Source organism: Rhizobium acidisoli, from assembly GCF_002531755.2.
GTDB classification, from domain to species: Bacteria; Pseudomonadota; Alphaproteobacteria; order Rhizobiales; family Rhizobiaceae; genus Rhizobium; species Rhizobium acidisoli.
The window spans coordinates 469,931-495,076 of the sequence record NZ_CP035001.1; the positions used below are offsets into that span (position 1 = coordinate 469,931).

Annotated in this window: 24 protein-coding genes and 1 pseudogene; 6 read left to right on the forward strand and 19 right to left on the reverse strand. The window is 60.4% G+C overall.

All coding sequences use genetic code 11. From position 1 onward, the window contains the following. The first annotated feature begins 70 nt into the window (after nucleotides 1-70). Both CO657_RS31325 and CO657_RS31330 read left to right on the forward strand, forming a co-directional pair. Nucleotides 71-1,393, forward strand: a complete 1,323-nt coding sequence (locus tag CO657_RS31325) for an SIR2 family protein (RefSeq protein WP_245293109.1) — start codon at nucleotides 71-73, stop codon at nucleotides 1,391-1,393. Beyond that, nucleotides 1,390-3,087 (forward strand): ATP-binding protein, encoded by a 1,698-nt coding sequence (locus CO657_RS31330; RefSeq protein ID WP_054186269.1) that lies wholly within the window; start codon nucleotides 1,390-1,392, stop codon nucleotides 3,085-3,087. The genes CO657_RS31325 and CO657_RS31330 overlap by 4 nt, the downstream gene beginning before the upstream one ends. A gap of 113 nt (nucleotides 3,088-3,200) precedes the next feature. On the opposite strand, the gene CO657_RS31335 is transcribed toward CO657_RS31330, so the two are convergent. Continuing rightward, nucleotides 3,201-4,385, reverse strand: coding sequence for an RHE_PE00001 family protein (locus CO657_RS31335; protein ID WP_128715640.1), 1,185 nt, complete (start codon nucleotides 4,383-4,385; stop codon nucleotides 3,201-3,203). Here CO657_RS31335 and CO657_RS31340 point away from each other — a divergent pair. The 3 genes and pseudogenes from CO657_RS31340 to CO657_RS31350 all read left to right on the forward strand — a co-directional run. Then, a pseudogene (locus CO657_RS31340) lies at nucleotides 4,363-5,133 on the forward strand (cell division protein ZapB); the annotation flags it as partial. The gene CO657_RS31335 and the pseudogene CO657_RS31340 overlap by 23 nt on opposite strands. Nucleotides 5,134-5,377: 244 nt before the next feature. After that, nucleotides 5,378-6,286 (forward strand): nucleotidyltransferase and HEPN domain-containing protein, encoded by a 909-nt coding sequence (locus tag CO657_RS31345; RefSeq protein WP_054184119.1) that lies wholly within the window; start codon nucleotides 5,378-5,380, stop codon nucleotides 6,284-6,286. 463 nt (nucleotides 6,287-6,749) lie between these two features. Next, nucleotides 6,750-6,965: a DUF3072 domain-containing protein gene (locus CO657_RS31350; RefSeq protein WP_054184118.1), complete on the forward strand. Its 216-nt coding sequence runs from the start codon at nucleotides 6,750-6,752 to the stop codon at nucleotides 6,963-6,965. A 112-nt stretch (nucleotides 6,966-7,077) separates the two neighbouring features. Here the strand turns inward: CO657_RS31350 and CO657_RS31355 are convergent, their stop codons facing one another. The 14 genes from CO657_RS31355 to CO657_RS31420 form a co-directional block, all read right to left on the reverse strand. Continuing rightward, nucleotides 7,078-8,010 carry an NAD(P)/FAD-dependent oxidoreductase gene (locus CO657_RS31355; protein WP_082366305.1) on the reverse strand — a complete coding sequence of 311 codons (933 nt, stop codon included), beginning with the start codon at nucleotides 8,008-8,010 and terminating at the stop codon, nucleotides 7,078-7,080. A 369-nt stretch (nucleotides 8,011-8,379) separates the two neighbouring features. After that, nucleotides 8,380-9,408, reverse strand: coding sequence for a P-type DNA transfer ATPase VirB11 (virB11, locus tag CO657_RS31360; protein WP_054184117.1), 1,029 nt, complete (start codon nucleotides 9,406-9,408; stop codon nucleotides 8,380-8,382). A 7-nt stretch (nucleotides 9,409-9,415) separates the two neighbouring features. Further along, a complete protein-coding gene (gene virB10 / locus CO657_RS31365; protein WP_054184116.1) occupies nucleotides 9,416-10,588 on the reverse strand; it encodes a type IV secretion system protein VirB10 in 1,173 nt (390 codons plus the stop codon). Nucleotides 10,589-10,597: 9 nt separating this feature from the next. Continuing rightward, entirely contained in the window at nucleotides 10,598-11,452 is an 855-nt protein-coding gene (gene virB9 / locus CO657_RS31370; protein WP_054184115.1) for a P-type conjugative transfer protein VirB9, read from the reverse strand. Then, nucleotides 11,449-12,120 (reverse strand): VirB8 family type IV secretion system protein, encoded by a 672-nt coding sequence (locus tag CO657_RS31375; protein WP_054184114.1) that lies wholly within the window; start codon nucleotides 12,118-12,120, stop codon nucleotides 11,449-11,451. The genes virB9 and CO657_RS31375 overlap by 4 nt, the downstream gene beginning before the upstream one ends. Nucleotides 12,121-12,122: 2 nt before the next feature. After that, nucleotides 12,123-12,404 carry a hypothetical protein gene (locus CO657_RS31380; protein WP_054184134.1) on the reverse strand — a complete coding sequence of 94 codons (282 nt, stop codon included), beginning with the start codon at nucleotides 12,402-12,404 and terminating at the stop codon, nucleotides 12,123-12,125. A 40-nt stretch (nucleotides 12,405-12,444) separates the two neighbouring features. Next, complete coding sequence (locus CO657_RS31385) at nucleotides 12,445-13,377, reverse strand: TrbL/VirB6 family protein (RefSeq protein ID WP_054184113.1); 933 nt, start codon at nucleotides 13,375-13,377, stop codon at nucleotides 12,445-12,447. A gap of 3 nt (nucleotides 13,378-13,380) precedes the next feature. Beyond that, complete coding sequence (locus CO657_RS31390) at nucleotides 13,381-13,614, reverse strand: EexN family lipoprotein (RefSeq protein ID WP_054184112.1); 234 nt, start codon at nucleotides 13,612-13,614, stop codon at nucleotides 13,381-13,383. After that, nucleotides 13,611-14,309: a P-type DNA transfer protein VirB5 gene (gene virB5 / locus CO657_RS31395; protein WP_054184111.1), complete on the reverse strand. Its 699-nt coding sequence runs from the start codon at nucleotides 14,307-14,309 to the stop codon at nucleotides 13,611-13,613. The genes CO657_RS31390 and virB5 overlap by 4 nt, the downstream gene beginning before the upstream one ends. Continuing rightward, nucleotides 14,309-16,675, reverse strand: a complete 2,367-nt coding sequence (locus tag CO657_RS31400; RefSeq protein ID WP_054184110.1) for a VirB4 family type IV secretion/conjugal transfer ATPase — start codon at nucleotides 16,673-16,675, stop codon at nucleotides 14,309-14,311. The genes virB5 and CO657_RS31400 overlap by 1 nt, the downstream gene beginning before the upstream one ends. Beyond that, nucleotides 16,668-17,006 carry a VirB3 family type IV secretion system protein gene (locus tag CO657_RS31405; RefSeq protein ID WP_054184109.1) on the reverse strand — a complete coding sequence of 113 codons (339 nt, stop codon included), beginning with the start codon at nucleotides 17,004-17,006 and terminating at the stop codon, nucleotides 16,668-16,670. The genes CO657_RS31400 and CO657_RS31405 overlap by 8 nt, the downstream gene beginning before the upstream one ends. 5 nt (nucleotides 17,007-17,011) lie before the next feature. Continuing rightward, nucleotides 17,012-17,311, reverse strand: coding sequence for a TrbC/VirB2 family protein (locus CO657_RS31410; protein ID WP_054184108.1), 300 nt, complete (start codon nucleotides 17,309-17,311; stop codon nucleotides 17,012-17,014). Nucleotides 17,312-17,325: 14 nt separating this feature from the next. Next, nucleotides 17,326-17,967: a transglycosylase SLT domain-containing protein gene (locus tag CO657_RS31415; RefSeq protein WP_054184107.1), complete on the reverse strand. Its 642-nt coding sequence runs from the start codon at nucleotides 17,965-17,967 to the stop codon at nucleotides 17,326-17,328. Between the two features lie 3 nt (nucleotides 17,968-17,970). After that, nucleotides 17,971-18,510 (reverse strand): hypothetical protein, encoded by a 540-nt coding sequence (locus CO657_RS31420; protein WP_082366304.1) that lies wholly within the window; start codon nucleotides 18,508-18,510, stop codon nucleotides 17,971-17,973. Between the two features lie 90 nt (nucleotides 18,511-18,600). On the opposite strand from CO657_RS31420, the gene CO657_RS31425 reads away from it, so the two are divergent. Continuing rightward, a complete protein-coding gene (locus tag CO657_RS31425; protein ID WP_054184105.1) occupies nucleotides 18,601-18,954 on the forward strand; it encodes a transcriptional regulator in 354 nt (117 codons plus the stop codon). Between the two features lie 932 nt (nucleotides 18,955-19,886). Here the strand turns inward: CO657_RS31425 and melA are convergent. Genes melA through CO657_RS31450 form a run of 4 tightly spaced genes read right to left on the reverse strand, consistent with a single transcriptional unit; the run spans nucleotide 19,887 to nucleotide 25,106 of the window. After that, on the reverse strand, nucleotides 19,887-21,257 hold the full coding sequence (gene melA, locus CO657_RS31435; RefSeq protein ID WP_054184104.1) for an alpha-glucosidase/alpha-galactosidase: 1,371 nt from the start codon (nucleotides 21,255-21,257) through the stop codon (nucleotides 19,887-19,889). A 22-nt stretch (nucleotides 21,258-21,279) separates the two neighbouring features. Then, nucleotides 21,280-22,947 carry an ABC transporter ATP-binding protein gene (locus tag CO657_RS31440; protein WP_054184103.1) on the reverse strand — a complete coding sequence of 556 codons (1,668 nt, stop codon included), beginning with the start codon at nucleotides 22,945-22,947 and terminating at the stop codon, nucleotides 21,280-21,282. A 10-nt stretch (nucleotides 22,948-22,957) separates the two neighbouring features. Beyond that, nucleotides 22,958-24,097 (reverse strand): ABC transporter permease, encoded by a 1,140-nt coding sequence (locus CO657_RS31445; RefSeq protein WP_003595180.1) that lies wholly within the window; start codon nucleotides 24,095-24,097, stop codon nucleotides 22,958-22,960. Between the two features lies 1 nt (nucleotide 24,098). Continuing rightward, nucleotides 24,099-25,106 carry an ABC transporter permease gene (locus CO657_RS31450; RefSeq protein ID WP_054184133.1) on the reverse strand — a complete coding sequence of 336 codons (1,008 nt, stop codon included), beginning with the start codon at nucleotides 25,104-25,106 and terminating at the stop codon, nucleotides 24,099-24,101. Nucleotides 25,107-25,146: the final 40 nt, after the last annotated feature.

Here is a 25,146-nt window from a genome sequence, read left to right on the forward strand (position 1 = left end):
CAATCGTTCAAATTCTATCAGGATACACTTACACAATTTATTTTGACGTGTAGTCTGCGGCGATGCTCCGATGACGGGCATAGCGCGTATCGTATCGCGTTCGCAAATGAGGGGAAATTCGTTGGGATATTGGGACGTCTTGCCGGCATCTGCCGATAATCTGCGCCTGTTCAATCCAGCCAAGGGTTGGGTTCAGTTTGCTGATCAAGTTGATGGCGACGGCAAGGCCACCAGCTTTGGCGCTAGCCGCGATATCGACCTTGCGTTGAGCGTCGCTTTGAACGCATCGAACCTTATGGTACTGACCGGGGCCGGCGCGTCGTTCTGCGCAAGAAATCCAGTAAAGGACACGCTTACCGCGCCCGGCATGGGCGACCTCTGGAACGCTGTCAAAGGCGCCGCCACCGACAAAACCTTCCAGGAAGTCATCGATCTCATTCCCAAGGCGAAGGCCACCGACACCAACATCGAAAAGTTGCTGACCCAATGCAAAATCTACGTCGAGCTCTTCGACAACGCTGATAGCGCAACAATCGAAACCTTCATCGAAACCGCCGAAAAGGCGATCTCCACGCGCGTCAGCTTCGTCAGCGAAGACACCGACCTCAAGGCGCACGGAATGTTGATCCGCAAGATCGCGCGACGCGGCATTCGGAAGCCGCGCGCCAAATTTTTCACGACCAACTATGATCTATGCTTTGAATACGCAGCACAGGCCCAGCGCTTTACCATCATCGATGGCTTTTCCCATTCAATGCCGCAAATCTACGATCGCGGCAATTTCTCACACGACATCGTGCGCCGCGAGAATGCCAAGGAAGGGCCAGATTATATCGAGAATGTCTTCCATCTTTACAAGCTGCACGGCTCGATCGACTGGAAGCGTCGCGGTGCCGACATCGTGCGTGCGGAAGGCTCTGAGCCGCCGCTACTGATCTTTCCGCGCGACAGCAAATACCAGGAAGCTTTCGAGCCGCCCTACCTCGACATGATGGGCGCATTTCAAAGCGCGCTGCGCGAGCCCGATACGGCCCTGATTGTCTCAGGTTTCGGCTTCAACGACGACCACCTGAGCAAGCCGGTGATGGCAGCGCTGGAGGCCAATATGAGCCTCAAGCTGATCGTGTGTGATGTGGCCTTTCTTCGAGACGACGTCCTGATGAAAGGCGATCATACCATTGCCGAGGCAAGCACTGTGCGGGATCGCGTCAGCAGCTACTTTGAGAGATTTAAACAGCTGGTTCGGACTGGCGATCAGCGCATTACGCTACTCAGCGGCCGCTTTGAGGATCTGGCGCTCGCCATCCCCGATCTTGTCGCGCAAACCGAACGCGAACGCCATCTTGACCGCATGCAGGCTGCGCGAGGTTTCGGCGATGGAGTGCCGTCGTGATTAAACACAGCCTGGTTGATCCGGATCGCTACGTCGGCACGATTTCCGTCGTGACCGCGTCGACGGTGCAAGTGAACTTGCCTTATGCCACCGCTCGGCCAGAGCGACGTGCGCTTGCACGCGGCGCCGTCGGGGACTTCGTGTTCGTAGATTGCGAGCTCGTCAAGCTCCTCGGCCGACTGGTCGAAGTCAAGCTACCGGACGCAGAACGCGTCGAACCGACTTTGGGGACGCAGCCCGAACCTCACCCGGTCGGCAGGGTGCAATTGCTGGCCTCGGTAGATCATCGACAGAACAAACTCATGCGTGGCATCCGCCACCATCCCCGCGTCGGTGACGCGGTTTACCTGGCGGATCCGTTGACGTTTGGTGAGCTGATGGCAAATTCATTGGTGGCGAGCAGCACTAGCGCGCTCGACATTGGCACGCTCGATGCGGGCAGTGGTGTACATTTGCGCTTGCCGCCCGAGAAGCTCTTCGGCCGCCACTGCGGCGTTTTTGGCGCCACGGGCGGCGGCAAGAGCTGGACCTTGGCCACCATACTCCAGCAGATCAAAGCTGCTGGCGGCAAATGCATTCTCTTTGATCCAACCGGCGAATTTGCAGAGATCCCCGCCATATCAGCGCACTATGCCTTCGACCACGAAGAAGCCGGCAGCCAGCAGGTTCATTTCCCCTATCAGTTCATGACCGAAGACGACCTGTTTGCCTTGTTTCGCCCGTCAGGACAAAGCCAGGGACCCAAGCTTCGCGAAGCGATCAAGAGCCTCAAGCTTGTCGCAAAAAGTGAGGGACAGCTTGAAGGCGTGACGATCTATGAGAAAAAGCTGCTCCTTAAGAAGCAGAAGGATCGCCGGCCCTTCCTGAAAGCTTTGGAAGTGCACAGCGACGTCATTCACAGTCCGCTTTGCCACTTCGACATTGAAAGCCTTCCCGACCAGGTTCAGCAGGAGTGCGTCCAACCGACGGATTGGGACAATCCGACCCACTGGGGTAAGGTCAATGAGCAGGCCGTCGGCTACTGCGAAAGCCTGATCGCGCGCATGCGCACGTTGATCCATTCCCCTGAGCTTGAATGCCTATTCGGCAAGGGCGGACAGTCCTTAGTCGCGGTTCTGGAAGCGTTCTTCGCCTCCGAAGACCAGGATATCCTCCGCATTTCCTTCAAAAACGTCCGGTTCGAGCACAACACGCGCGAAATCCTTATGAACGTTATCGGGCGCTTTCTCCTGGCCCGTGCCCGGCAGAACACCTTTCGCGACAAGCCGATGATCACACTGCTGGATGAAGCCCACCAATTCCTCGGCCGAACCATCGGCGACGAATACGCCAGCGTGAAACTTGAAGCGTTTGGGCTTATCGCCAAAGAAGGCCGTAAATACGGACTGACCACCATCCTTGCCACACAACGCCCTCGCGATATTCCGGCCGATGTTCTCAGCCAACTTGGCACACTGGTTGTGCATCGCCTGACCAATGAAGAAGATCGCAATGCGGTCGAAAAGGCCTGCGGCGATCTTGATCGCAACGCCGCTCTGTTTATTCCGACTCTCGCCCCTGGTGAAGCCATAATCGTCGGGCCAGACCTTCCCGCGCCGGTGCCTGTTTTGATTCACGAGCCACCGTCGCCGCCCGATTCCAAAGGGCCCAAATACAAGTCGTACTGGGCCAGTCGTCAGGCCAAGGCTGACTAAGGCCGATGCGGTGAGAGCTTGCTTGTAAATCTCAATTCACTCAGAGAGATGCGGAAGATCGCGCCGCCCATCCACGACGCGAACAATCTAAACTCGCTCAAACGGCCTGTGAGTCAAGCGATACCCCACGTCCGAAACCTCCCCCTCCCGGTCATCTCCCTCAGGCCGAGCTCCAAAACAATCCGCCGCGCCGCCTGCGGCGTCACATTGAGCGTCTTCGCCACAATGCCGGCCGACACCAACGGCTTCGCCATCACCAGCTCGACCAGCTCCGGCAGCTTTGACGTCGTGCGGCGCCCCTCTAGCCTCCGTTCGAACACCGTGCGCGCCAACGCCAGCCGGGCATGCTCCTTCATGCTAATCTCGGCGGCCACCAAGAAGCCGTGGGCGATGACCAGCAGCCGGGTTTCGCGATCGCGAAGCCGGCGCCGATCGACGGCGATGGATTTCAGGCCGAGATTGATCGCGGCGAGATGGGCGCCTGACGTGATGCCGGTTTCTCGGAGAATCGACGCGGCCAACAGCCGGCCGAGCCAGGGCGCGTGCTGAAGTACGGCGAGTTCGGTCCACGCATCGAGGGCGACGATAGCCTGCAGCACCGCCGGCAGACGTTGGGCCTGGTGCAGGACGCCGCGCCATTCGTCGAGCCGGGCATCTTCATCCCTGTAGAGATCATAGATCATGGGATCGGCCGGAGCCCGGTCGGGCTTTTTGGCTCGTTCGATCGCGGCGTCAGAGCGCGCCAGCAGCGCATCGATGACGGGATAATCGACGCCAGGGAGATTTCCGATGTCCGCATCTTCGCCCCCTCCCCTTCTCTCGAGCATTTTGCCGGATCGGGTGCCAGAGCCATTCGCTATGCTGTCAGGATCATCAGTTGGTCCAGGCCGCGCCTGGGTCTGTAGCAAGGTTCGGATACCCTCCGCGGACAAGGCCCAGTCCGGCGGCTGCGCGGCGATGCGCCGGCGAGTTCGCAGAACGTCGTGGGCGATGGTCAACTCGTGGGTCGGCGCACGAATGTCTTTCGTGGCGTCGTGCAGCACCAGGTCTTCGAGATGGACGAGTTCGCTGTCGAACCACAGCGAGGCGCAGGCGTCGGCAAAGTGGGCGCGTTCGATCCAGCCCGCGCCGACCGGCGAACGGGCGATGCGCTCGTCAAGACGCGTGAGCGCGACACCGGCGTCGAAGGCCGGCTGCAACACTGCAACAGTAACTGGAGCAGATCTGGTGGCAGAAGGGATTCCTGTTTTTTGTGAATCATGATTCACTTCCTTTATGACGAAGCGCCGCCTCCCCATGGTCGAGCATGCCGACACGCTGTCGCTGAAGGCGCTGCGGGAGTTGGTGACTGGTCTGGTGGAGCGGGCTGATCGGGCAGAAATCCGGATCGAGAAGCTTGAGGCTGACAACCGAAAGCTTCGTGAAGAAAACGACCTGCTCAGGGTAGAGAACACGCGGCTGAAGGTCGACAACCAGCTTCTGCGCGACGAGATTGCGCGGCTCAAAAACCTGCCGCCGCGCCCACCCTTCAGGCCATCGGGCATGGAACAGGCAACGAGTGACAAAACGGTTGCCGGCAGCCGAAAGCCTGCGCGGCGTCGCGGGCCGAAAGGCGACAAGGGCAGCGTCACGCGCGAAGAGGTGCTGCCTGCCAACGCACCACCCGGATCGCGCTTCAAGGGCTACAAGGATTGCGTGGTGCGGGATCTGGTCGTGCGGGCCGAAGTGGTGCGCTATCGCCGCGAATGCTGGGTGACTCCGGATGGACGCACGATCGTCGCGCCGCTGCCTGCGGGGATAAAGGGCGGCTACGGCGCCAGTCTGCGTCGCTTCTGCCTGATGCTTCATAGCCATGGGCAGGTGACGACGCAGCGATTGACGACCTTGCTGAACGATGTCGGCGTCGAGATTTCCAAACGCCAGGTCATCCGGTTTTTGACAGAGCGGCTGGATGGCTTTCATGCCGAGGATGCTGCCGTGCTGCATGCGGGCCTGGTCTCGGCTCCCTTTGTCACGGTTGACGACACTGGCGCCCGTCATGCCAACCTCGGTGCCAGGATCGCATCGGTATCGAGATTTTTTCCGCATTCGCCGCAATTTCTCGACGCGGCCCGCAGGCTTTTCTTATCGCCCTTACCAGCCGGACGCTTCCGAAGTCGCTCATGGGCCCAAACCTCCGTCGCGGTGCCGCCAACATCCTTCAAGCCACGGATCCAGGCAGCTTCCACATTAGAGACCCCTTCAAAACTGTGGGTGGACGGTGCTGAATCTTTCGCCTATCGATAGTACCATGAAGTCGTCTCTCGATCATATGCCGCTTCGCAAACAGCGCGAGATTGGACGGGTCCTGGAAATCCTGCATGAGGAATTCGAGGATGCCTTGAGGGACGGCACGGCGGATTTCAAGAAGCGCGGCCGGATCCTGAAGATCATTCTGTTCGGCTCTTACGCCAGGGGCGGGTGGGTTGATGAACCGTTCACTATGAAGGGGTACCGCTCCGATTTCGATCTGCTGATCATCGTCAATAACCGCAAGCTCTGCGAGTTCGCCGAATACTGGTACAAGGCAGCCGACCGCCTGATCCACGACGCCTCGATCGAAACCCCGGTAAGCTTCATCGTCCATTCTAGGCGAGAGGTGAATAACTACCTTAGAGAGGGACAGTACTTCTTCTCAGACATTCGCAAGGAAGGCATTGTTCTCTACGAACTGGACGACGAGCGGCTGGCCGAGCCTGCACCACTCACTCTTGAAGACCGGTTGACGTTAGCGACGGATCACTTCCGGCACAGATTTAACACGGCACAAAATCTGAATGCCCTCGCAAACTCTGCGAAGCAATGCAGCATGTTCAACGAGGCAGCATTCTTGATGCATCAATCGCTTGAGCAAGCCTATTCTTGCGTTCTACTCACTCTCACCAATTACGGCCCACCATCGCATAACATCAAATTCCTTCGCTCACTCGCCGAGGAGCAGGACCGCCGGCTGGCCGAAGCCTTTCCGCGTGATCAGCACAAAGAACGCGCCTGGTTCAACTCACTGAACGAAGCATATGTGAAGGCGCGCTATTCGAAACATTATGAGATCAGCGGAGAGGCGCTCACCTGGCTGAGCGAGCAGACGACGGTTTTGCTCGGCCTAGTCAAAACAGTTTGTTCCGAGCATCTCGAAACGCTCAAACCCGACAGCAACTAGTGCCGAACGCACGGCTCACCCCACTCAATCAGTGCAATCATTGGCCCCTCAGCATGTCCGCGTAAGGGCGGAAGACGGTAGGCCTCCACGGCGATTTCCTGCCCGATTACGAAACTTGCCTCGTTGACAAGCAACCGGCCACGGCGCCCGCGAAGTCTCCTGATCAGCCGTTGCGGCGAAGGGACGTGTGGCTGGCGAGGCGCGCGGCGAAGACAGGGTCTAGGATGTTACCGGCCATCGACGTTAGGATGATGCCGAATTTGCAGCGTTTGCTCGCATGTTTCGCAGTCTTCCTCACAGCAGGCGCGCATCACCGTCTGCAGGGGCCCGACGTTTCCGCATAGGCTCCGGCGCCGGCTTGGTCCCAACGAGAGGCCGACAATCGAGGCGTACGCGATGATCGACATCGACTGGAACCGGAGCGGCCCTTGGAACGTTTAGAGAACAGATCCAGGAGGACGCCATGAGTGATAATCCGAAGACCGCAACATCGTCCAACACCCAGAAGGACCCCGACGATTGGGTCAGCGGCGATGAGCCGATGACCGGCGCGCAGCGCTCCTATCTGAAGACATTGTCAGAACAGGCGCACAAGCCTGACGCTTATGCCGACAGTTTGACCAAGGCGGAGGCGTCCAAGCGCATCGACGAACTGAAGCAGTCGCTCGACTTGGAGTGACCGGCGCCTAGCGCCAACCGGCTGTTTGAGGACCCTGCCCTTCTTAAGCAAACGGCGACGCCAGCTATACGCTTTTACGTGCCGGCCAAAATGGGCCGCGGAGAAATTGAGGTCAACAACGCACCAACGGTGCCTGATCGCCAAGATCGTTGCGGATGGTCGTAGCAGCAACCCCTGCCTGGCCCATGGCATGGCTGATCTGGTCAAGACCGGCGACGACGTCTCCCGCGGCATAAAACCCTGGCACCGTGGTCCTCTGGTGGCCATCGACGGTGATACATCCTTCGTCCGATACCCGGGCACCAATTTGTAATGCCAGGTGCGAACATATGTCAGATCCGAGAGCTGGATATATGGAAGCGAATGCGTAGGTTTCCGTGGGCGTTGTGACGCGGATCATATCATTGTCGAGATTGGTCGAAGCTATGGGGCCGACCTCCACTCTTATTCCGAGGTGAGCCAAGGACGACATCTCGACTTCGGATAGATCATGGACGTCCTCGGGCGATATCAGCGTGAGGTCCTTCGTGTAACTGCGAAGGAAAACGGCCTCCTTGAACCCCTTCGTCCCGGTTCCGATGATACCGACAGGCTTGTCAGTCACCTCAAAGCCGTCACAGACGGGACAGTAGCGCAGGAGGCCACGAGCCACGGCTTCATCATGGGTTGCCTGCGGCATGGCAGGCCGCCGGTTGACCACACCGGTAGCCAAGAGTACGGCCCGAGAGCGGATGCTGCCGTTTTCGAATTCCGCCACGAACCCATTGCCGATTTTTTGCAGCGTCGTGATCTTGCGGCGTCGAATGGCTGCCCCGTAGAGCTGAGCCTGTGCTGTCATTCTCGCCAGCAGCTCGGTGCCGCTGATGCCGCCCGGGAATCCGGCGTGGTTGTGCGACATCGGAATGATGGAAGCCCGGCTGGAGTCATCGTGGAAGACCGTTACCGAAAGATGGTAGCGCGCCAGATAAATCGCCGCGGTGAGGCCCGCTGGACCACCCCCGATGACAACGCAGTCGTTCAGTTTATCTTCCAGTGCCTTCGCCATCTTCCCGATCTGTTTCCTGTTGGCCCAAGCCGGATTGCACCGGTGCGGGCGAGATGGCGAACCTCGGCGAACGGCAATGGTTCCGCCCGGCCACTCAACTCACATCGCATGATAGAAGTCCTGAATCCGCCGCGGAGGCGCTCAACTGTCGGCAAGCGCGCCGTGCTGCCTGGTTTGGTCAGGGTGGCGTGCTCGGAACATATCAAGCCGCAGCACGATAGCGATCAGGAAATTGGAGATTTGGCCCGTGCGGGGTCCGCCTGCGTGGTCAACCCAAGATCGCGTGTCGCAAAGCTCGTTGCATTTAATGAATGACAAGCGTTCCGGCCCTTGGGCCTCTTCCGTCCTGCCCCGCGGGAAACCACGGCGTCAGCAGTTCCGACGATCGCCACGGACAACATCGACGGCCTCGGTTCCCGCAGCGCCGCGATAGTAGATTTCAGTCACCCGAAACCGGCCATCGATGCGTTTGCACTGGACGATGACGTCGATCGCGATCTTTAGCATCTCGCGTATGTCGTTTCGCTCCAGGTCCCGCCCGCCCTCGGATTCCTTTACCAGCAGTGTCAGCTGCTCGAATGCAAGCATGGCCGAGTCGGCATGGACGGTGGTGATCGAGCCCGGATGGCCGGAGTTCACATTGCGAATGTAGTAGAACGCCGTCCCGTCGCGAAGTTCCTGCAGGAGAATGCGATCCGGCCGCATACGCAGGCAGGATTCGAGCAGATCCTTCGCCAGTCCTTGTCCGCCCTTGGAATAGAAGAGCCGAACATGGTTCGGTTGCGGGATGACGAGCTCCGGCGTGTCCTCGATAGAGATAATGCGTTCGCTCGAAGGGATATGGCGGATCAGCGCTTTTGAGAGCGTCGTCTTGCCGGAGCCCGTTGCCCCGGAGATGATGATGTTCTTGCGCCCATGGACCGCCTCTCGAAGAAAGGCCTGGTAGGATCCCGTTCGATAGAGCTCCAGGAGCCTGCTGTCGACCAGGGGGATGCCCGCCTCTTGCCTTGCCACCTCGGCGAACAAGCCGCCTTGATCAAGGTCGTTCAGGCTCAGCGACACTGAAGAGGGCTTCCTGATCGTGATGCTTACGGTTCCCTTCGTCGTCGCCGGCGGGATGACGATCTGGATCCGCTCGTCGCCAGGCAGCGTCGCCGAGAGAATTGGCCGTGTTTCGTCGATGGACTGGTTGGAATAGCTGGCAACCGCCCTTGCCAGACGCATCAGCTTGTCGAACAACAGATCGGGCAGGTCGTGGGTTTGCCAGCCGGCCGTGCCCTCGGTGACCACCTGGGTTGGCCAGTTGACGATGATCTCGTAGAGGGACTTGTCACGGAGAAAAGGCGACAGCGGTACCAGCAGTTCGCGTACGACGCCGGCGTCTGCTCCCTCGCTCATCGCCGGTCTATTTCGCGACAAGGGTCGAGGCTGGCCTGAAATCGCCAAGAGCCGCCCGATCGTAGATGCGGTTGCGCGGTTCGCTCACGCGAAGTCGATAGACGTCGGAAAAATCGAGATCACGCGCCACGAAGATCGAGACGAGCTCACCTTGATGCTTCAACAGCGTCGGTGGAATGTTGATCGACTGCTCGACGGCGATGGTCGCGGCCTGCTTGCCGGCGCTCGTCGTGTTGTCAGCATCGACATCACTGTCCTGCAGCTGCCTGTTGGCATAGGAGGTCGCGTCGCCGACGATCGACAATAGGATCGCGCTGCCGAAACGCTCCCACCAATGGGTATCGACAAAGCCGTCGATACCGGCACGCCCAATTGCGTCGGTTACCGGCGACGCCAGGGTGATAATCACTCCCTTCGGTGTCTTTGCCCGGTTCCAGAGCACGAACAGACGTTTCTGCCCACGGCGAAGGCCACCACGATATTCGCCGACGACCTGCGTACCTTTCTCCATCAGCACGACGCGGCCGTTGTCCGACAAGACGTCGCGGTTGATGACACAGCTCGTGAAACCGGGCTGGTCGGAGGACAGCGCCGTCTCCAGCACGCATGGAATCGAGGTTCCCATGGCGACGATGAAATCGCGATTTCCAAGGGTACCGGCGCGAGAGCCCTGCAGCTGTGTCGGCGCCAGCAGGCGATTGAAGCGCTGGTCCTCGTTTTCCGCCTGGGCGGAGAGACCGCCTGGGCTATTTCCAACCGGGATGTAATTCGAGGCGGCATCGGCGCTGGCATCCCGGTCTCGAGGATGAGACTGGGGCGCTTTTTCAGCACCATAGGCGATGACCGGTGCGCGGCGGGCAGCATCGAGAAGCTTCTCATCCTCGCCCCCCTCCTCGGGCATACCCGGCGTCGGCAGGATTGTTTCCGGCGGCATGGCGACGGGTTGGACCGGTTCCTTCGCCGGCTCGAAGTCCGATGTCTGGCGGATGACAACGCGTTCGGGCTGGAGCCCGTCGACGGGCTTATCGTGCCCGCGCATCGACCAGAGCGCAAAGCCGACGAAGGCAATGATCGCCAGCGCCACCACGCCTCGCCTCACCGTCGGATTGCTGTCGGAGCCCCGGCCGGTCGACGTCTCGGCACGCTCCCCGGGAATCTGGGTCATCTCTTGCTCGGCCATGACGTCCTCCTATTGTCCGGTCGCCGGCTGCGTCTCAACAACGCGCTCGACAGAAGGTGAGGTCGTATTGGTGTCGGGATTGATGCCGATCCGATCATAGGCCTCGTTGAAGATGCAGAGGACGTCTCCTCCCCTGCGCAGGATGAACTTGCGGCTGATGGCGTGCACCAGCACCAGGTTGTTCTCGACGGACTTCGGTACGAGGCTTTCGCTGCCGTCGGAATTTGCCATGTAAATCGCCGGCATTTCCTGATTGCCGGCAAAGGCGAAAGTGGTGACCTTGCCGTTGTCGTAGACCGTCTGCGGTTCAAGTGACGCCGACCCTTGCGCCGAATAGCGCCAGTTGCGTGGGCCATAGGCTTCATGAAGCGCGAGGACTTTGTCCGCTTCACCGGCCTGAGCCGCATGCGCACGGGCAGCGGCATCCAGCCTCCGGCGGTCGGCCTCATCGGCTGGGTAGCGATACTTCACATAGAAGTAGGTATTCTGCCCGGCCTCGACGGTTCCATCGCGAACCGTCAGTTCCATCTGATAGCTGCGAGTCGAGCCGTCCCGCCTGGTGGTGACGACCGAAATGTTGGTCACGGGCTGGTTTTCGCGGGGCTTCAGGAACAGGATATTGCCGGCAGGCGCCACTTCCCATGCGACGCTGTTCCCGAGCGCGACGTGGGCGATCTCCTCGTCGGCGGCGAACTCGATCTGCACCGAGGACCGCAAGGTGCCGACGATCCTCGTGATGTTATAATGCTGGTAGTCGACGAAACGGATACGGCTATCCTGCGATGCGCCGCGCGGAATATCGAGTGCCGACGCCGTCGTGGAAAGGCCGGCAACAAGGAGGGCGATCAGGACAGTCTGCTTCAATTGATAGCCTCCGGATCGGCGCGATATTCGCTGACGGCGAAACCAAGCGGATTGGTCAGCCGGTCGGTCGAGGACATCGGCGCGTTGACATAAGAGAAGGTGAGCGTCGCCACCCAATGGGTGGTCCTGACGTCGTCACCGCGGGTGACGGTCCTGGTGTAGCGCACCGATACGACGTGCGCGTTGATCAGCGAGATCGAGACGACGTTGATGCGTGACGTCGCGCCGCGGCCATAGATGTTCTGAGGGGAGTCAGGGTTGCCGCCTCGGTAGGTTGCCGCAAAACGGCCCTGCTCCGGCTGGGTCGAGAGCAGGGCGACCGTCCGAAAATTCTCCTCGGCCTCGCTCCAGACATAGGCTTCCCGCGCACGCACATACTTGGCGGCGAAGTACTTGGTGACCGCCTCGTCATAGCTGCCAGCCGTCGAGGTCAACGCAGAGACGACGTCGACGATACCGGTCGAATTATCGACCCGGACCACGAAGGGTTCGACCGTCTTCAAGGGCGTGAGGCCGGCAACCGCAACGATCGAGGTGGCGGCAAGCAAGCTTGCGGCGATCGCGATCGACCAGGCGATGCGCGCCGACCGCTCGACCTGGATAAGCCGATCCTGATCGAAGCGGCGCGCCTTGTCGAAATAGCTCTTCAGACTTTCCTCTCTCACCATTATCACCCCTCCTGGCATGACCGATAAGAACCCGCGATATCAAAATGCGCTAAGGAGGCGGGCTTCTCCGTCAGCAGCTCTTCCAGATAAGACACCTGGCCGGTCCCGGTCGCCGGGACCTCCTCGTTTCCTCTTTGCCTGGCGGGATTGTCGTCCTCCCACTGCCACATGGCGCGGTTGATCGGCCGGCGCGAATAGCCATCGCATCTGGGCAAGGGGTGGGACTTCGATGCGCAGCCAGTGAGCTCCATGGCAAGGAGGAGCGGGACGATAATGCGGATCATTGAAATGCAAACCTCTGAATTGTTTGTCGTGGAGAAGTCGTCATCCGACCCCATAGGATCTGAGGCGGCGGCCGACGAAGCGGGCGCCTCGTCCAACCGCTCTGGTGCCATGCGAGGCCGCCCATGCGAGCGTACTTTCATGGGCATCGCGGCTGGCACCATAGCCGTAGGTCAAAGACGCCCCGCCCGCCGCGAGCGCGGAGGCAATGCCGGGCAGCTGATAAAAGACGTAGAGAGCGGCAAGGCAGATGGCGCAAAGGGCGACCGGACGCATCATGACGTCGGTATAACTTTCGACTGCCGTGAAGGTGGTGTCGATACAGCTGATCAGCAGTGAACCGATGGCGACGACCAGCACCTGGAGAATAACGAAATTGGCCAGCTGACCGATCCAGGATTCGGTGAAACGGCGGGTGGACTGGAACATCGCAAGCGCCACGAAGATCGGGCCGATCGCCAACACGATGGCGAGCGCCAGCCGGGCATAGAGCGAGACGATATAGCCGATCGCCGCCACGGTGAAGCTCGCGCCGATCGCCATCATCCCGCCGATACCGGTGACGATGTCGGCCGGCCAGGTGGCACGCGCCCAGATTTCCGTGGCGCATTTCTGGCCCTTGTCGAGCAGACTGTCGAAGGTGGACGCGCTCGGCGCCGTTCCGGAGTTCAGCGCCTGCGAGATCTCGCGCGGCAGCGTCTCGAAGAAGATGTTGGTGACATAGGTCTGATATTCGCTGGCGTTGCGCACCAGCATGACGATGATCGCAAGCTTCATCGCCCGAAATGCGAATTCAAGAATGGGCTCCTGGATCGAGCCCCGCAGGACAAGGTAGCCATAGAGCACGACGTAGAGCGTCAGCGCCGCGGTGAGCGGGCCGCCGATCCAGCTGGCAATGTTCGATGTGCCCGACGAGATAAAATTTTCCAGAGGCGCCTTGAATTGGCCGTCGACGAAGCTGAAGACCTGGTACATCGCTCAGCCTCCAAGCGCCCTGTTCATGTGTCCAAGCCGCAGCGTCCAGTCCGCCGCTTCGGCGTTTTGACGATTGGGCATCCGCCGCAACGCGCCGGGGTTGGTGCGGCATTTGCTTGGGATTTTCGCCGGCAGGACCTCATCGGCCATCCGCTCGTCGACGCTGTAGATCCTGCCTTTCTCGCCGAAACAGCCAGAAAGGGCGAGCATGACGGTGCCAGGCAGCGGGCCTTTCATTTGAGCGCCTCTCCCATGGCATCCAGACGCTTGCGCCAATCCTCGGCCTTGCGCTGGTCGTCGACCTGAATCTGTGCCTGCTGAACCATCCGGAGAGCCTGCATGCGCAGGACGTCGGTCTGCAGGAAAGCGGTTTCGGCCTGCAGCCTTGCCTGAAGGTCGGCGATATCCTTGGCATCCGCGGCGCTGGAGATCTGCTGGCGCAACTGATCGATGCCGTCCATGCGCTTGGTGGCGGTATCGTAAATCTGCTGGCCGAGGCTCATTTGGCCGGCATTGCGGTTCTGGGCGCGCGCCAGTTCCTGCGCATAGAAATCATTGGCATCGGTGCGGTAGGTGGAATTATTCGCGAGGAATTTCGAGGCGGAGGTGCCCAACGCCCCCGTGCCCGAGCCTTTCAGGAGACCTTCGATGGCATCAAAATTCTGCGGTAACGCCTTGCGGATCGAAGGGTCGTTCAGCAGACTGGCGACATCGGCCATGTTGGTGACCTTGTTCAGCGATGCGTAAAGCTGCTGCGCCTGCTGAAGCTGTTGATTGAGCGTATCGAGTTGCGATTTCAGCTGGGTGATGCTTTCGATCTGCTTGGCGATCGCCGTCTCGTCGATGACGGGAATGCCCTGTGCGAAAGCCGCTCCAACGGGCGACAGTGCAGCTATCGTCGCCAGAGCAAAACCTATTCTGACCCTTCCCATCAATCCGTCCTCCTTCTTTGCTGAAACACCGGCAGCCAGTCTTCGGTCCGATCACCGACCTCCTTCCGGATCACCTCGGCGAGTTCGACGCTGGCGGTGCGGCCGGAGAGAATGTCGAGCTCGTCGTCGAAACCCTTGAGGTTCAATTCGGCAACGACGCTGTTGTGCCCCTGTTTGACGATGAAGCGGCGGCTCTCCACCGAAAGCTCGCGGGAGAGAAGCTCGAACTCGCGCTCCGTCAGTTTGAACCCTTCGACGTAATCGGCATGATCGCCGCGCGGATTGGGTAGGAAAATCTGGGTCGGGCACTGCTCGATGATCGTATGGGCGATCGGCGAGACGATCGCATCGCGCGGGCTCTGGGTCGCAAACAACATCAGCCCGTTCTGTTTGCGGATCGTCTTCAGCTTGTTCTGGGCGAGATCGCGAAAGCCTGCGTCCTGCAAGGCCTTCCAGAACTCGTCGATCACTATGATGATGCGCCGCCCGTCGATCAGCTGCTCGATGCGGAAGAACAAATAGGCCATGAGCGGTGCGCGAATTTCCTCGTTGTCTAAGAAGTCGGTCATGTCGTAACCGATGAACCTGGCTCCGATCCCGATATCGTCGGTGTGGTTGTCGAACACCCAGCCGAGCGGCCCTCCCCTTTCCCATCGCCTCAGCCGAGCGGCGATGCCCTCGGGATCGGTGTTGTTGAGGAAGGTGCGCAAGGCGCCGATCGAGCGTCTGTCGACCGGCAGGTCCGCCAGTCCGTCGATGGCTGATGCGATGTCGCGCAGCTCGGGAACCGTCAGCTCGCGCTTTGCCGATCCGACCAGCTGGCCGACCCATCGGGCGAGGAACACCTTGTTCTCCGCGGTGAGTTCAAGTGCCTTCAACGGCGCGCAGCCGGTGGCAACACCGTTTCGAAGCGGCAGGTAAGTGCCGCCAGCCGCCCGCACGAACAGGTCAGCGCCGCGATCCTTGTCGAAGAAGACCATGTGAGGATCATGCTTTTCGAGTTGGGAGAGCATGAAATTCAAAAGCACCGTCTTACCGGCGCCCGACGGTCCGCAGACAAAAGTGTTGCCAAGGTCGCTATGATGGAAATTGAAATAGAAGGGCGAGCCGGAGGCCGTCTTCAGCATGGCGACGGCCGGCCCCCATTCATTCCCGTCCTTCCGGCCTGCCGGATAGGAATGGTAGGGAGAGAGTGCCGCAAAATTTCGCGAGGTGATGGCGCCCGATCTTGCGCGATAGCGGAAGTTCCCCGGCAACTGCCCCCACCAGGCCGCCTCAAGCCCAAGGTCCTCGCGGGCGACGACCGCGCCGCCATTGGTGAGATAGGCTCGTGCTTTGGCCAAGTGATCGGCCAGCTGCTTCACCGACGACGCAAAGACCGACAGCGCCAGATGGTGCTCGCCAAGTACGAAGCGGTTCGATTCCAGCTCGTCCATGGCATAGACGAGTTCTTCGATCTGCGAGGCAGCCTTGTCGCCCGCGCTCACCATCTGGTTCTGTTTGCGTCCCATGATCGTGCGCGCATCGGCTTTCGAGGCGAAGGCGAAAGACTGCGTCAGGATGAGCTCGAAGGGTGCCGTCAGGATGCCGTCGAGCATGCCGCTGCGGGTCGTCGCCGGATATTCCTTGAACCCGAAGATGCCGGCATAGCGGCTTTCGGCCTCATGACGGATCTCGATGGTCTCGCGCCCGAAGATCACCCGATCGGAATAGATCGCCGAGGATATCCTGCCCTCCATCAAAGGAACGCGCTCACGCCGGCCGCCGACGATCTGATGCAGAACCTCGCTCGGTTCGGAGAAGATGAGGCCGTCCTGCTCGTAAAGGGAGAGCACTCGAGGCTCGAAGCGCTTCAGGCCGGCGGTGACGTCGGATACCTTGTCCATCAGGTGCTTCAGGCCATCTTCGTCGACTTCGACGCCGGCGCGGCCTGCCCTGCGCAGGCGCGAAACCAGATTGGCCGCCTTTTCGGCGGGATTGCGGGCCGGATGCCAGACGAGCGCGAGGTAAAGATCGTTTCGGAACAAATCCTCCTCGATCATGCGTTCACGGTATCGCGCGTTCAGCCCCTGTGAGAACGGATTGGCGAACTCTCCGTCAGGGTAGGCGTTGTCGCGACGGCGAACGACATGTGTCCACAGCGCCAGCCGCTCGTCGGCGACGTTGCGGTAGAGCGTATTGAGGTCACGGTGGAGGCTGTTCAAGTCCAGGACATCGGCGGTTTCGAAGGATACGCCATCGAGCGCGAGCATCACCATCAGCGCCCTGGATTCAAGCGCGATCGTCGACGCGTCGACATGGCGAACGTACGGAATGTAGGTTTCGGGGCCGAGTTCGCGGGAGCGAAGAGATGCGATGCTAGGCAAGGCTCAAATCCCTTTCATCATAACGCCGGATGAGCGTCAGCGGCGAGAGTGTAGCGCCGCGCCAATAGGCGGTGTTGCGTGAGCGGCCGCGGGTCTCGATCCAAGAGATCAGGATCCGGAACATGTTGTGGTCGTGCTTGACGAGCGTGCGGAACATGAAATGAAAGACGACGCCGACCAACGCGTAGGCGATCGATCCGGCGGTGATGTAAAGGATGGTCGTCAGCATGACGTTCAGGCCCATCGCTTCCATCGTCACGCCGGCGATCATTGCCGGGCGCGTGCAGGCAAGGAACAGGGTGTCTTCCTCGATGGCGGCGGTTGTCGGCATGTTGATCAGCTTCCGACGATCGTGTTGACGAGCTCGGTTGCCCCGAAGATCCCGCCGATGCCGATGATCCAGAAGCCGGCCCGGCGCAGATCCATGTAGCCGAACATCCAGGCGATGCAGATGATGATGACGGCGATGACGGCAAGCAGCCGGGCGATATTGCCCGTCAGCATGTCGACGATGTTCTGCAAGACGGTTTCCACGCCGGCTGCCTGGGCAAAAGCCGGTTCTGCCAGGCAGGCTGCAAGGGCGACTGCCATCAACGCGCGGGCCGCGACAGGGCGAAGGGTTGCTGCTGTGATCATTGGCTTTGCTCCAATCATTCATTCTGAAACACGAGAACCTGGGTCTGCCGCCGGGCGGCGTTGAAGACGTCCCACGATGCCGCTTCACGCGGCTGCAAAATGGATTTTCTGATTGCTTGCGCCGCCCGGCTGTCTGCCGGTTCAGCAGGAGGGATCTCTTCGCCCGGGATGGCGACAGAGGCCAGGTTGGAAGGCAGGCGAACCGCTTCCTTGCGGACCTGCTCGTCATACTTGACCATCTTGCCGACTGACGGATCGTTCCGGCCATAATAGGACTGGAGCATGACCTTCTCGGCCTGCGTCGCGTCGGCGCCGGCATGCAATGCGAGGCGATAATAGCTGTTGAGCAGAGTGGCCGTGGCCTTGAGGTTCAGGCAGGGATCGAACGCGTCCGAGATCGAAAGCTTCAGCTTGAGCAATTCTTGCGTGCCTAGGCCGCCAAGACCGATCTTAATGTCCTGATGATCAGCGGCAAGCGAGGTCGCCAGCTCGATCGCTTCCGCTTTCGACGCCGGTTGACGCTCAAGCGGCGGGGCGTTTCTGATACGAATGGCGATAGGCTTGAAACGGCTCTCGAGACTGATGACGGCGGCAAGCGTTCTAACCTCCACCATGGGTGCGCAATTCTGAGCGAGATCAATGAAAGTGACCGCCATCGTTCAGTACCAGACCCGTTGCGTCGCCGCGCCGTCGATGGTGACATCGACGTAGTGGGGCTGCGGGCGCAGGTTCGGGCGAGCCGTCAAATAGCCCATGCACTGGCGGCGCCCATCCTGGCGCTGCCAGCGTGGTGACCGCACCGAATTCTTGTTGGAACTGTAGTGTTCACCAACACTGGGGCAGAATGCATTGCTCACCGGCTGCAGGACGCTTGACACGCAGGTTGCTTCTTGCCCGCGCGGCCCATAATCGCTCTCCAGCCGGTAACCCGTTTCGCAGTAATACGGCTCATAGCCCGGGCGTGAGCTGCGGAAGCCGACGCCGCTGCACGTCGGAAATGAATGTCCCGCGGCAAGCTCCCGCCACAGCTTCTCGATCGGCGGCAGGCAGGCCCTAAACTGCGTCGCACCTCCAGGGTTGGAAAGGCACAGGATAACCTCGCAACCCCATTCATTTGCTTGCGCCTGGCCAGGGGAAATGAGGTAGGGTGGCAATATGCAGCAGGCCGCGACGACCGAGTTGAGCAAAAGGTTTTTCATGAGTACGACCCTCAAGAGGACATTCCATTGCGGAAGAGGCGGTTTGCCTGTAGTGAGTTCATACTGATTTATATAACACAGTAAAAGAGCATGACAAGAGCCCTCACAACCCAATGGCGTAACCTGGCCTTCTCAGGTCTCATCCTGCATGAAATCCTCGATCATCCGCTCGAGGACGAGACGCCTCAGGCAAGGCTGAAACAGGTCGGCATGATGACGATCCTGTACAGTATGAACCAGGCACATCAGAAGCTAACCCTCTCTAGCATCATGGAAATTACTGCACTAACACGCACCGGCGTCAAAGAGACAGTCGATCTCCTGGTCAAACGGGGGATGCTGGACGAGACGATCGTCAAAAATTCGATGGGACGTGGAACGGCCCGCCAGTTTTCGATTTCAGAAGCGCTTCTGGCGAAACTGAGTTCTTTCGCAGCCGGATGACAGCGGTTTTAAGTGATGATTTTGGTTGTTTGTGAGTTGCTCACAAATCGCCGCCACCGCTGCTGCCGCGAGCACTGGCATCGCAAGCCCAGGAGTACGACAAGCAGGGTGAAGGTGAGCGTGCGGACCTTGGCGCTCGTCATTCCACGACAACAGGAACGGCAATCTCCCTGTGTTTACCGTCCCTATCGCCCCGGCGCGGTGGAAAAACTCACCACGGAAGCATCTCAATGACGCGCCCGGACTTCCAGGACACTGTGGTATATGCGTCTTTTGACCGTTGGACACGATGGCCGTAACTGCAGCGACAAGAGATCATGTGCTCTCGCCAGGAAAAGCCGCAACCATGCCCCACGACAATGAGATGTGTAGATCGCTCTGGCTCAAGTGCGGTGATAACCAGTGCGACAAGGTGGCAACATTACGCGCGATTGCATGGTTGGGGATTCGGACACATTGCGGGAGCTCCATGCCATTATTGCCAGCAGTGCCCAAATTGCTACGCCGACTAGTCATCTCAGCGACTTCCAGGGCGGCGATCGGGGAAACGCAAAGGCTCGGACCAGGCGTGGTCTCGCGAACGGTGGCTCGCGGGCAATCGGGGACCTCGTTCACAACCCGCCGATCGGAGCTCAAGCTTTCAGGTGATCGGCGGCCATATCGAACGGCCGCCGATTGCCGCTCTCAAAGCCGGCCTTGTGGACTGCGCCGCGGTCGGCACACATTGGCACGGCGCGACACCACCGAACAGCCTGGCGTCACAGCCATTTCCTGATGCGCCGCGCATTTCAGCCAAACGGGTCCGAAGCTCCGCTTCTTCCAACGACATAGTTCGGGTCCCGTAATTGATGCCGACTTGCATCTCAAAATAAAAGCCCCGCGGTCGTTGCGATACCGCGGGGCTCTTTGACGCCTGACCCGGGAGAAAGAGGTCAGGCGGCTTGTACTTTACGGCTGGTGCGGGCCCACTCGGGCAGCCAGTTGCCGTGGGTGGCGAGCAGGTCGTCGACCAGCGACCAGATCTGGTCGAGGTCGAGTTCGGCAGCCGTGTGCGGATCCATCATCGCGGCGTGGTAGATGTGCTCGCGATTTTCGGTCATCAGCGCCTGCACCGTCAGCTCCTGCACGTTGATGTTGGTGCGGATCAGCGCCGTCAGCTGCGGCGGCAGGTCGCCGATGAAGGTCGGTTGGATGCCGGAGGCGTCGACCAGGCAGGGCACTTCGGCGGCGCAATTGGCGGGCAGCGAGGTGATGCAGCCATTGTTGCGGACATTGCCGTAGATCACCGAGGGCTCGCCGGTCCAGACCGAGTTGATGATCGAGGAGGCATATTCCTTCGAAGGCTTGACGTCGATCTTGTCGGCGCTGCGATAGGCCTCCGCCTGGCCCTTCCAGCGCTCGATCTGCTCAATGCAGCGCTTCGGATATTCATCGAGCGGAATGCCGAATTTCTCGATCAGATCGTCGCGGCCCTCCTTGATGAAATAGGGCGTGTATTCGGCGAAGTGCTCCGAGCTCTCGGTGACGAAATAGCCGAGCCGCGTCAGCATCTCGTATCGCACCTTGTTCGGGCAGCGCGGGTTCCAGCCGGGCTTCGGCGCCCTGCCCTCCCGGTAGCCGCGCACGAGGTCGGGATAGAGGTCGCGGTAGGAGCCGTCGGCCTGGCGATGCTCGAATTTGAGATAAAAGGCCATGTGGTTGATGCCGGCCGCGCGGTAGCGGATTTCCTCGTAGGGAATGTCGAGGTCGTGTGCCAGCTCCATCGCCGTGCCCTGCACCGAGTGGCAAAGGCCAACCTGGCGGATGGTCGGGTATTTCTCCGAGATCGCCCAGGTGTTGATCGCCATCGGGTTGACATATTGCAGCATGATCGCCTCGGGGCAGACGGCGAGCATATCCTCGCAGACCTTCCAGAGATGCGGCACGGTGCGCAGGCCACGCATGATGCCGCCGACGCCGAGTGTGTCGGCGATCGTCTGGCGCAGCCCGTATTTCTTCGGCACTTCGAAATCGGTGACGGTGCAAGGCTCATAGCCGCCGATCTGGAAGGCGACGACGACAAAATCGGCGCCGGCAAGCGCCTTGCGCTGGTCGGAATAGGTTTCGGCCTTGGCCTTGACGCCGAGCGTCGAGATCAGCTTGTTGACGACGATGGCGCTTTCTTCAAGCCGCTGCGGATTGAGATCCATCAAGGCGATCGTCGCGCCCGAAAGGGCCGGACGCTGCAACACGTCGCCGATGATGTTCTTCATGAAAACGGTGGAGCCAGCTCCGATGAATGTGATCTTGGGATTTACTGCCATTATAACCTCCGGCATTCGGTAATCATGCTACCTCGAAAGCGGCCTTGACGAGCCGTTCGGTGTAGGCGGTCTTGGGATGGGATAGGACTTCGTTGACGGGGCCCTCTTCGACGATCTTGCCATGCTGCATGACGATGACGCGGTGGCAAAGCGCCCGGACGACCTTGAGATCGTGGGAAATGAAAAGGTAGCTGAGGCCCCGCTCGTCCTGCAGCTTGCGCAGCAGTTCGATGATCTGCGCCTGGACGGAAAGGTCCAGCGCCGATGTCGGTTCGTCGAGCAGGATGAACTCCGGCTCCAGCGCGATGGCGCGGGCAATGGCGATGCGCTGGCGCTGGCCGCCGGAAAATTCGTGCGGGAAACGCGACAGGATGTTGCCGGGCATGCCGGCTGAGATCAGCGCCTCGCGCACCCTGTCCTGCCGTTCGGCACGGGTCGCGCCCAGCTTGTTGACGACGAGGCCTTCTTCAATGATCTGGCCGATCGTCATGCGCGGGTTGAGCGAGGAGAACGGGTCCTGGAACACCACCTGCATGCGGGCGCGCAAGGGCCGCATCTCGGCCCTGGAAAGCCCGTGGATCGGCTGATGGTCGAAATGGATCTCGCCGCTCTCTGGCGTATTCAGCCGCAGGATCGCCTGGCCGAAGGTGGTCTTGCCGGAGCCGGATTCCCCGACGAGGCCGAGCGTCTCGTGACGGCGCAGCGTCAGATCAAGGCTGTCGACGGCGACAAGCTCGCGCATCGCCGGCTTGAGGAAGGTGCCATGGCGCAGCATGAAGGCAACCCGCACACCCTTTGCATCGAGGATGACATCCGATCCCTCCGGCAGCGGATTGGCCTCGCCGCGCGGCTCGGAGGCAAGCAGATGCCTTGTATAGGCGTGCTGTGGATTGGCAAACAGCGCTTCGGTGGTGTTGTGCTCGCGCACTTCGCCATGCTGCATTACATAGACGTAATCGGAAAACTGCCGCACGACGGTGAGATCGTGGGTGATGAGGATGACGGCCATCCCCATTTCCTTCTGCAGGTTGCGGATCAGGTTAAGGATCTGCGCCTGCACGGTGACATCGAGCGCCGTCGTCGGCTCGTCGGCGATCAGCACATCGGGATCGTTGGCAAGCGCCATGGCGATCATCACGCGCTGGCGCTGGCCGCCGGAAAGCTGATGCGGATATTGCATCAGCCGTGCCGCGGGATCGGGGATCTGCACATGTTCGAGCAGTTCGAGCGCCCGCTTCTGCGCATCGCGCTTGCTGATCCTGCGGTGGACACGGATCGCCTCGACGATCTGGCTGCCGATCGTATAGATTGGGTTCAGCGAGCTCATCGGCTCCTGAAAGATCATCGAGATGCGGTCGCCGCGCAGCTTGCGGCGGGCCCGCTCGGAAAATTTCAGGATATTGCTGCCGTCATAGGCAACCGTCGATTTGTCGGAGACGACGGCGCGCTTCGACAGCAGCCCCATTACCGTTCGCGCCGTCACCGATTTGCCGGAGCCGGATTCGCCGACGATGGCGATTGTCTCGCCGCGATAGAGCTGGAAGGACACGTCCTTGACGGCTTCGACCATGCCGTCCTCGACCTTGAAATTAACCGCGACATTGCGGGCGTCGATGATCGGCGTGTCGGAGCGGCCATCATGATCGTGGCGGACGGGCGGGGCGAAGGAATTGACCAGTGCGAGAGCCATATCAATCACCTCAATAAGGATCGACCGCGTCACGCAGTCCATCGCCCAGCGCATTGAAGGCGAAAACGGTGACGAGCACGAAGCCGACGGGAGAGAGAATCCAGGGATAGGAGCCGATGACCGAATAGGTCGCCGTATCCTGCAGCATCAGCCCCCAGGAAATCAGCGGCGGCTTGACGGCAAAGCCTAAGAACCCGAGGAAGGATTCGAGCAGCACGACGCTCGGTATGGCGAGCGTCACCGCGACGATCACGTGGCTCATCACGTTCGGGAAGATATGCTGCATGATGATGCGCTTGTCGGTGGCGCCGACCGCCATCGCCGCCCGGACGTAATCGATACGGGCAAGTGCCAAGGTCTTGCCGCGCACCTCGCGCGACATCTGCGCCCAGCCGAGCGCCGACATGACGACGATGACGAAGCCGAGGAAGACGTTGGTCGGAGCCGTCACCGGGATCAGCGAGGTCAGCGCCAGATAGAGCGGCAGTTGCGGAAAGGCGAGCACCAGCTCGACGAAACGCTGCAGCCAGACATCGAAGGTGCCGCCGAAATAACCCGACACCATGCCGACCGTCGTGCCGATGACGGTGACGATGAAGACGACAGTCAGCGCGATCATCAGTGAGATGCGCGAGCCGATGATGGCGCGCGACAGCACGTCGCGGCCAAACTTGTCAGTGCCGAGGAAATGCACGGGCTCGCCGTCAGTCGTGCCGAAGAAGTGGCGGTCCGCCGGGATCAGGCCGAAAAGGCGGTATTCCGATCCCTTGACGAAGAAGCCGAGGAGGCGCGGGTTGTCGTAATCGACGCCGACGATCGGCTGGAAGGTGACGGGGTCGAGCGCTTCGGAATCGGCCAGGCCGTAGACGCGCGGCTGGAAGACGAAATTGCCGTCCTTGTCGTGGAAGCTCATCATCTGCGGCGGCGCAAAACCGACATCGGTCGCCTTGGGATCCATCGGCGCGACGAAATCGGCAAAGATCGCCATGAAGAGCAGCAGGCCGACGAGGATGAGACCGGCCATGCCGGTCCAGGAGCGCCGCAGCCGGCGCCAGACAAGGGCGATATAGCTCTCATGCCCGCGCGCTGGTTTGCTGACCGCGGTCTCGGTCTTTGTCGGCGGTGGCGGCGAGGAGTCGAAAGCCAGCATCTCAGGCTCCTTCAAATTGGCGAACACGCGGGTCGAGCAGCGCCAGCAGCATGTCGGCGATGATGTTGCCGACGATCAACGTCGCCGACAGCACCATCATGAAGGTGGCGGTGACATAGACATCGCCGATCGCCATCGAGCCGACGATGGCCGGGCCGACGGTCGGCAACGCGAAGATGATCGCGGTTTCGATTTCGCCGGTCAGCATGTAGGGCAGCACGACGCCCTGATACATGACCAGCGGATGCAGCGCGTTCGGCACCGCATGGCGCATCACCACCGCGCCGCCGGAAAGCCCCTTGGCCTTGGCCGTCTCGACATATTGGGCGTTCAGCGTGTCGAGCAGATTGCCGCGCATCACCCGCATATTGTAGGCGAGCCCGCCGAAGGTGGCGATTGCCACGACAGGCCAGACGTGGTGGACGAGATCGACGAATTTCGCCCAGGACCAGGGCGCCCCGCCATATTGCGGCGAGAAGAAGCTGCCGATTTCGGTCACGTTGAACTGGAAGACCAGGAGATAGACGATGATCAGCGCCATCAGGAAGCGCGGCACCGTCATGCCGAGGAAGGAAACCGCCGAAAGCGTGCTGTCGATCCAGCTGTATTGCCGCGTCGCCGCCCAGATGCCGAAGCCGATGCCGAGCACGGAAGCGAAGATGTGACAGACGAGCGCCAGAAGCAGCGTCCGCGGCAACCGCTCTGCGACGACGTCGGCGACCGGCTTGTTATAGAACATGCTGTAGCCGAAATCGCCGCGGGTGATGATGCCGCCGATCCAGTTGACGTACTGGACGACCATCGGCTTGTCGAGGCCGTGTTCGATCCGGTAGGCCTGGGCCTGGGCTTCGGCCTGGGCGTAGGACGCGCCGCCCTGATTGATCAGCTGGGATCTGATATAATCGGCATAGTCGCCAGGCGGGGCCTGGATGATCGCGAAAGTCACCACGCTCAGGATGAAGAGAACGGGGATCGCGGAGGCTATGCGCACGAGCAGGAATCGTAACATCGGGCGGTCCGCTTTTCCTTGCCGCCAGTCGCTCCTTGTC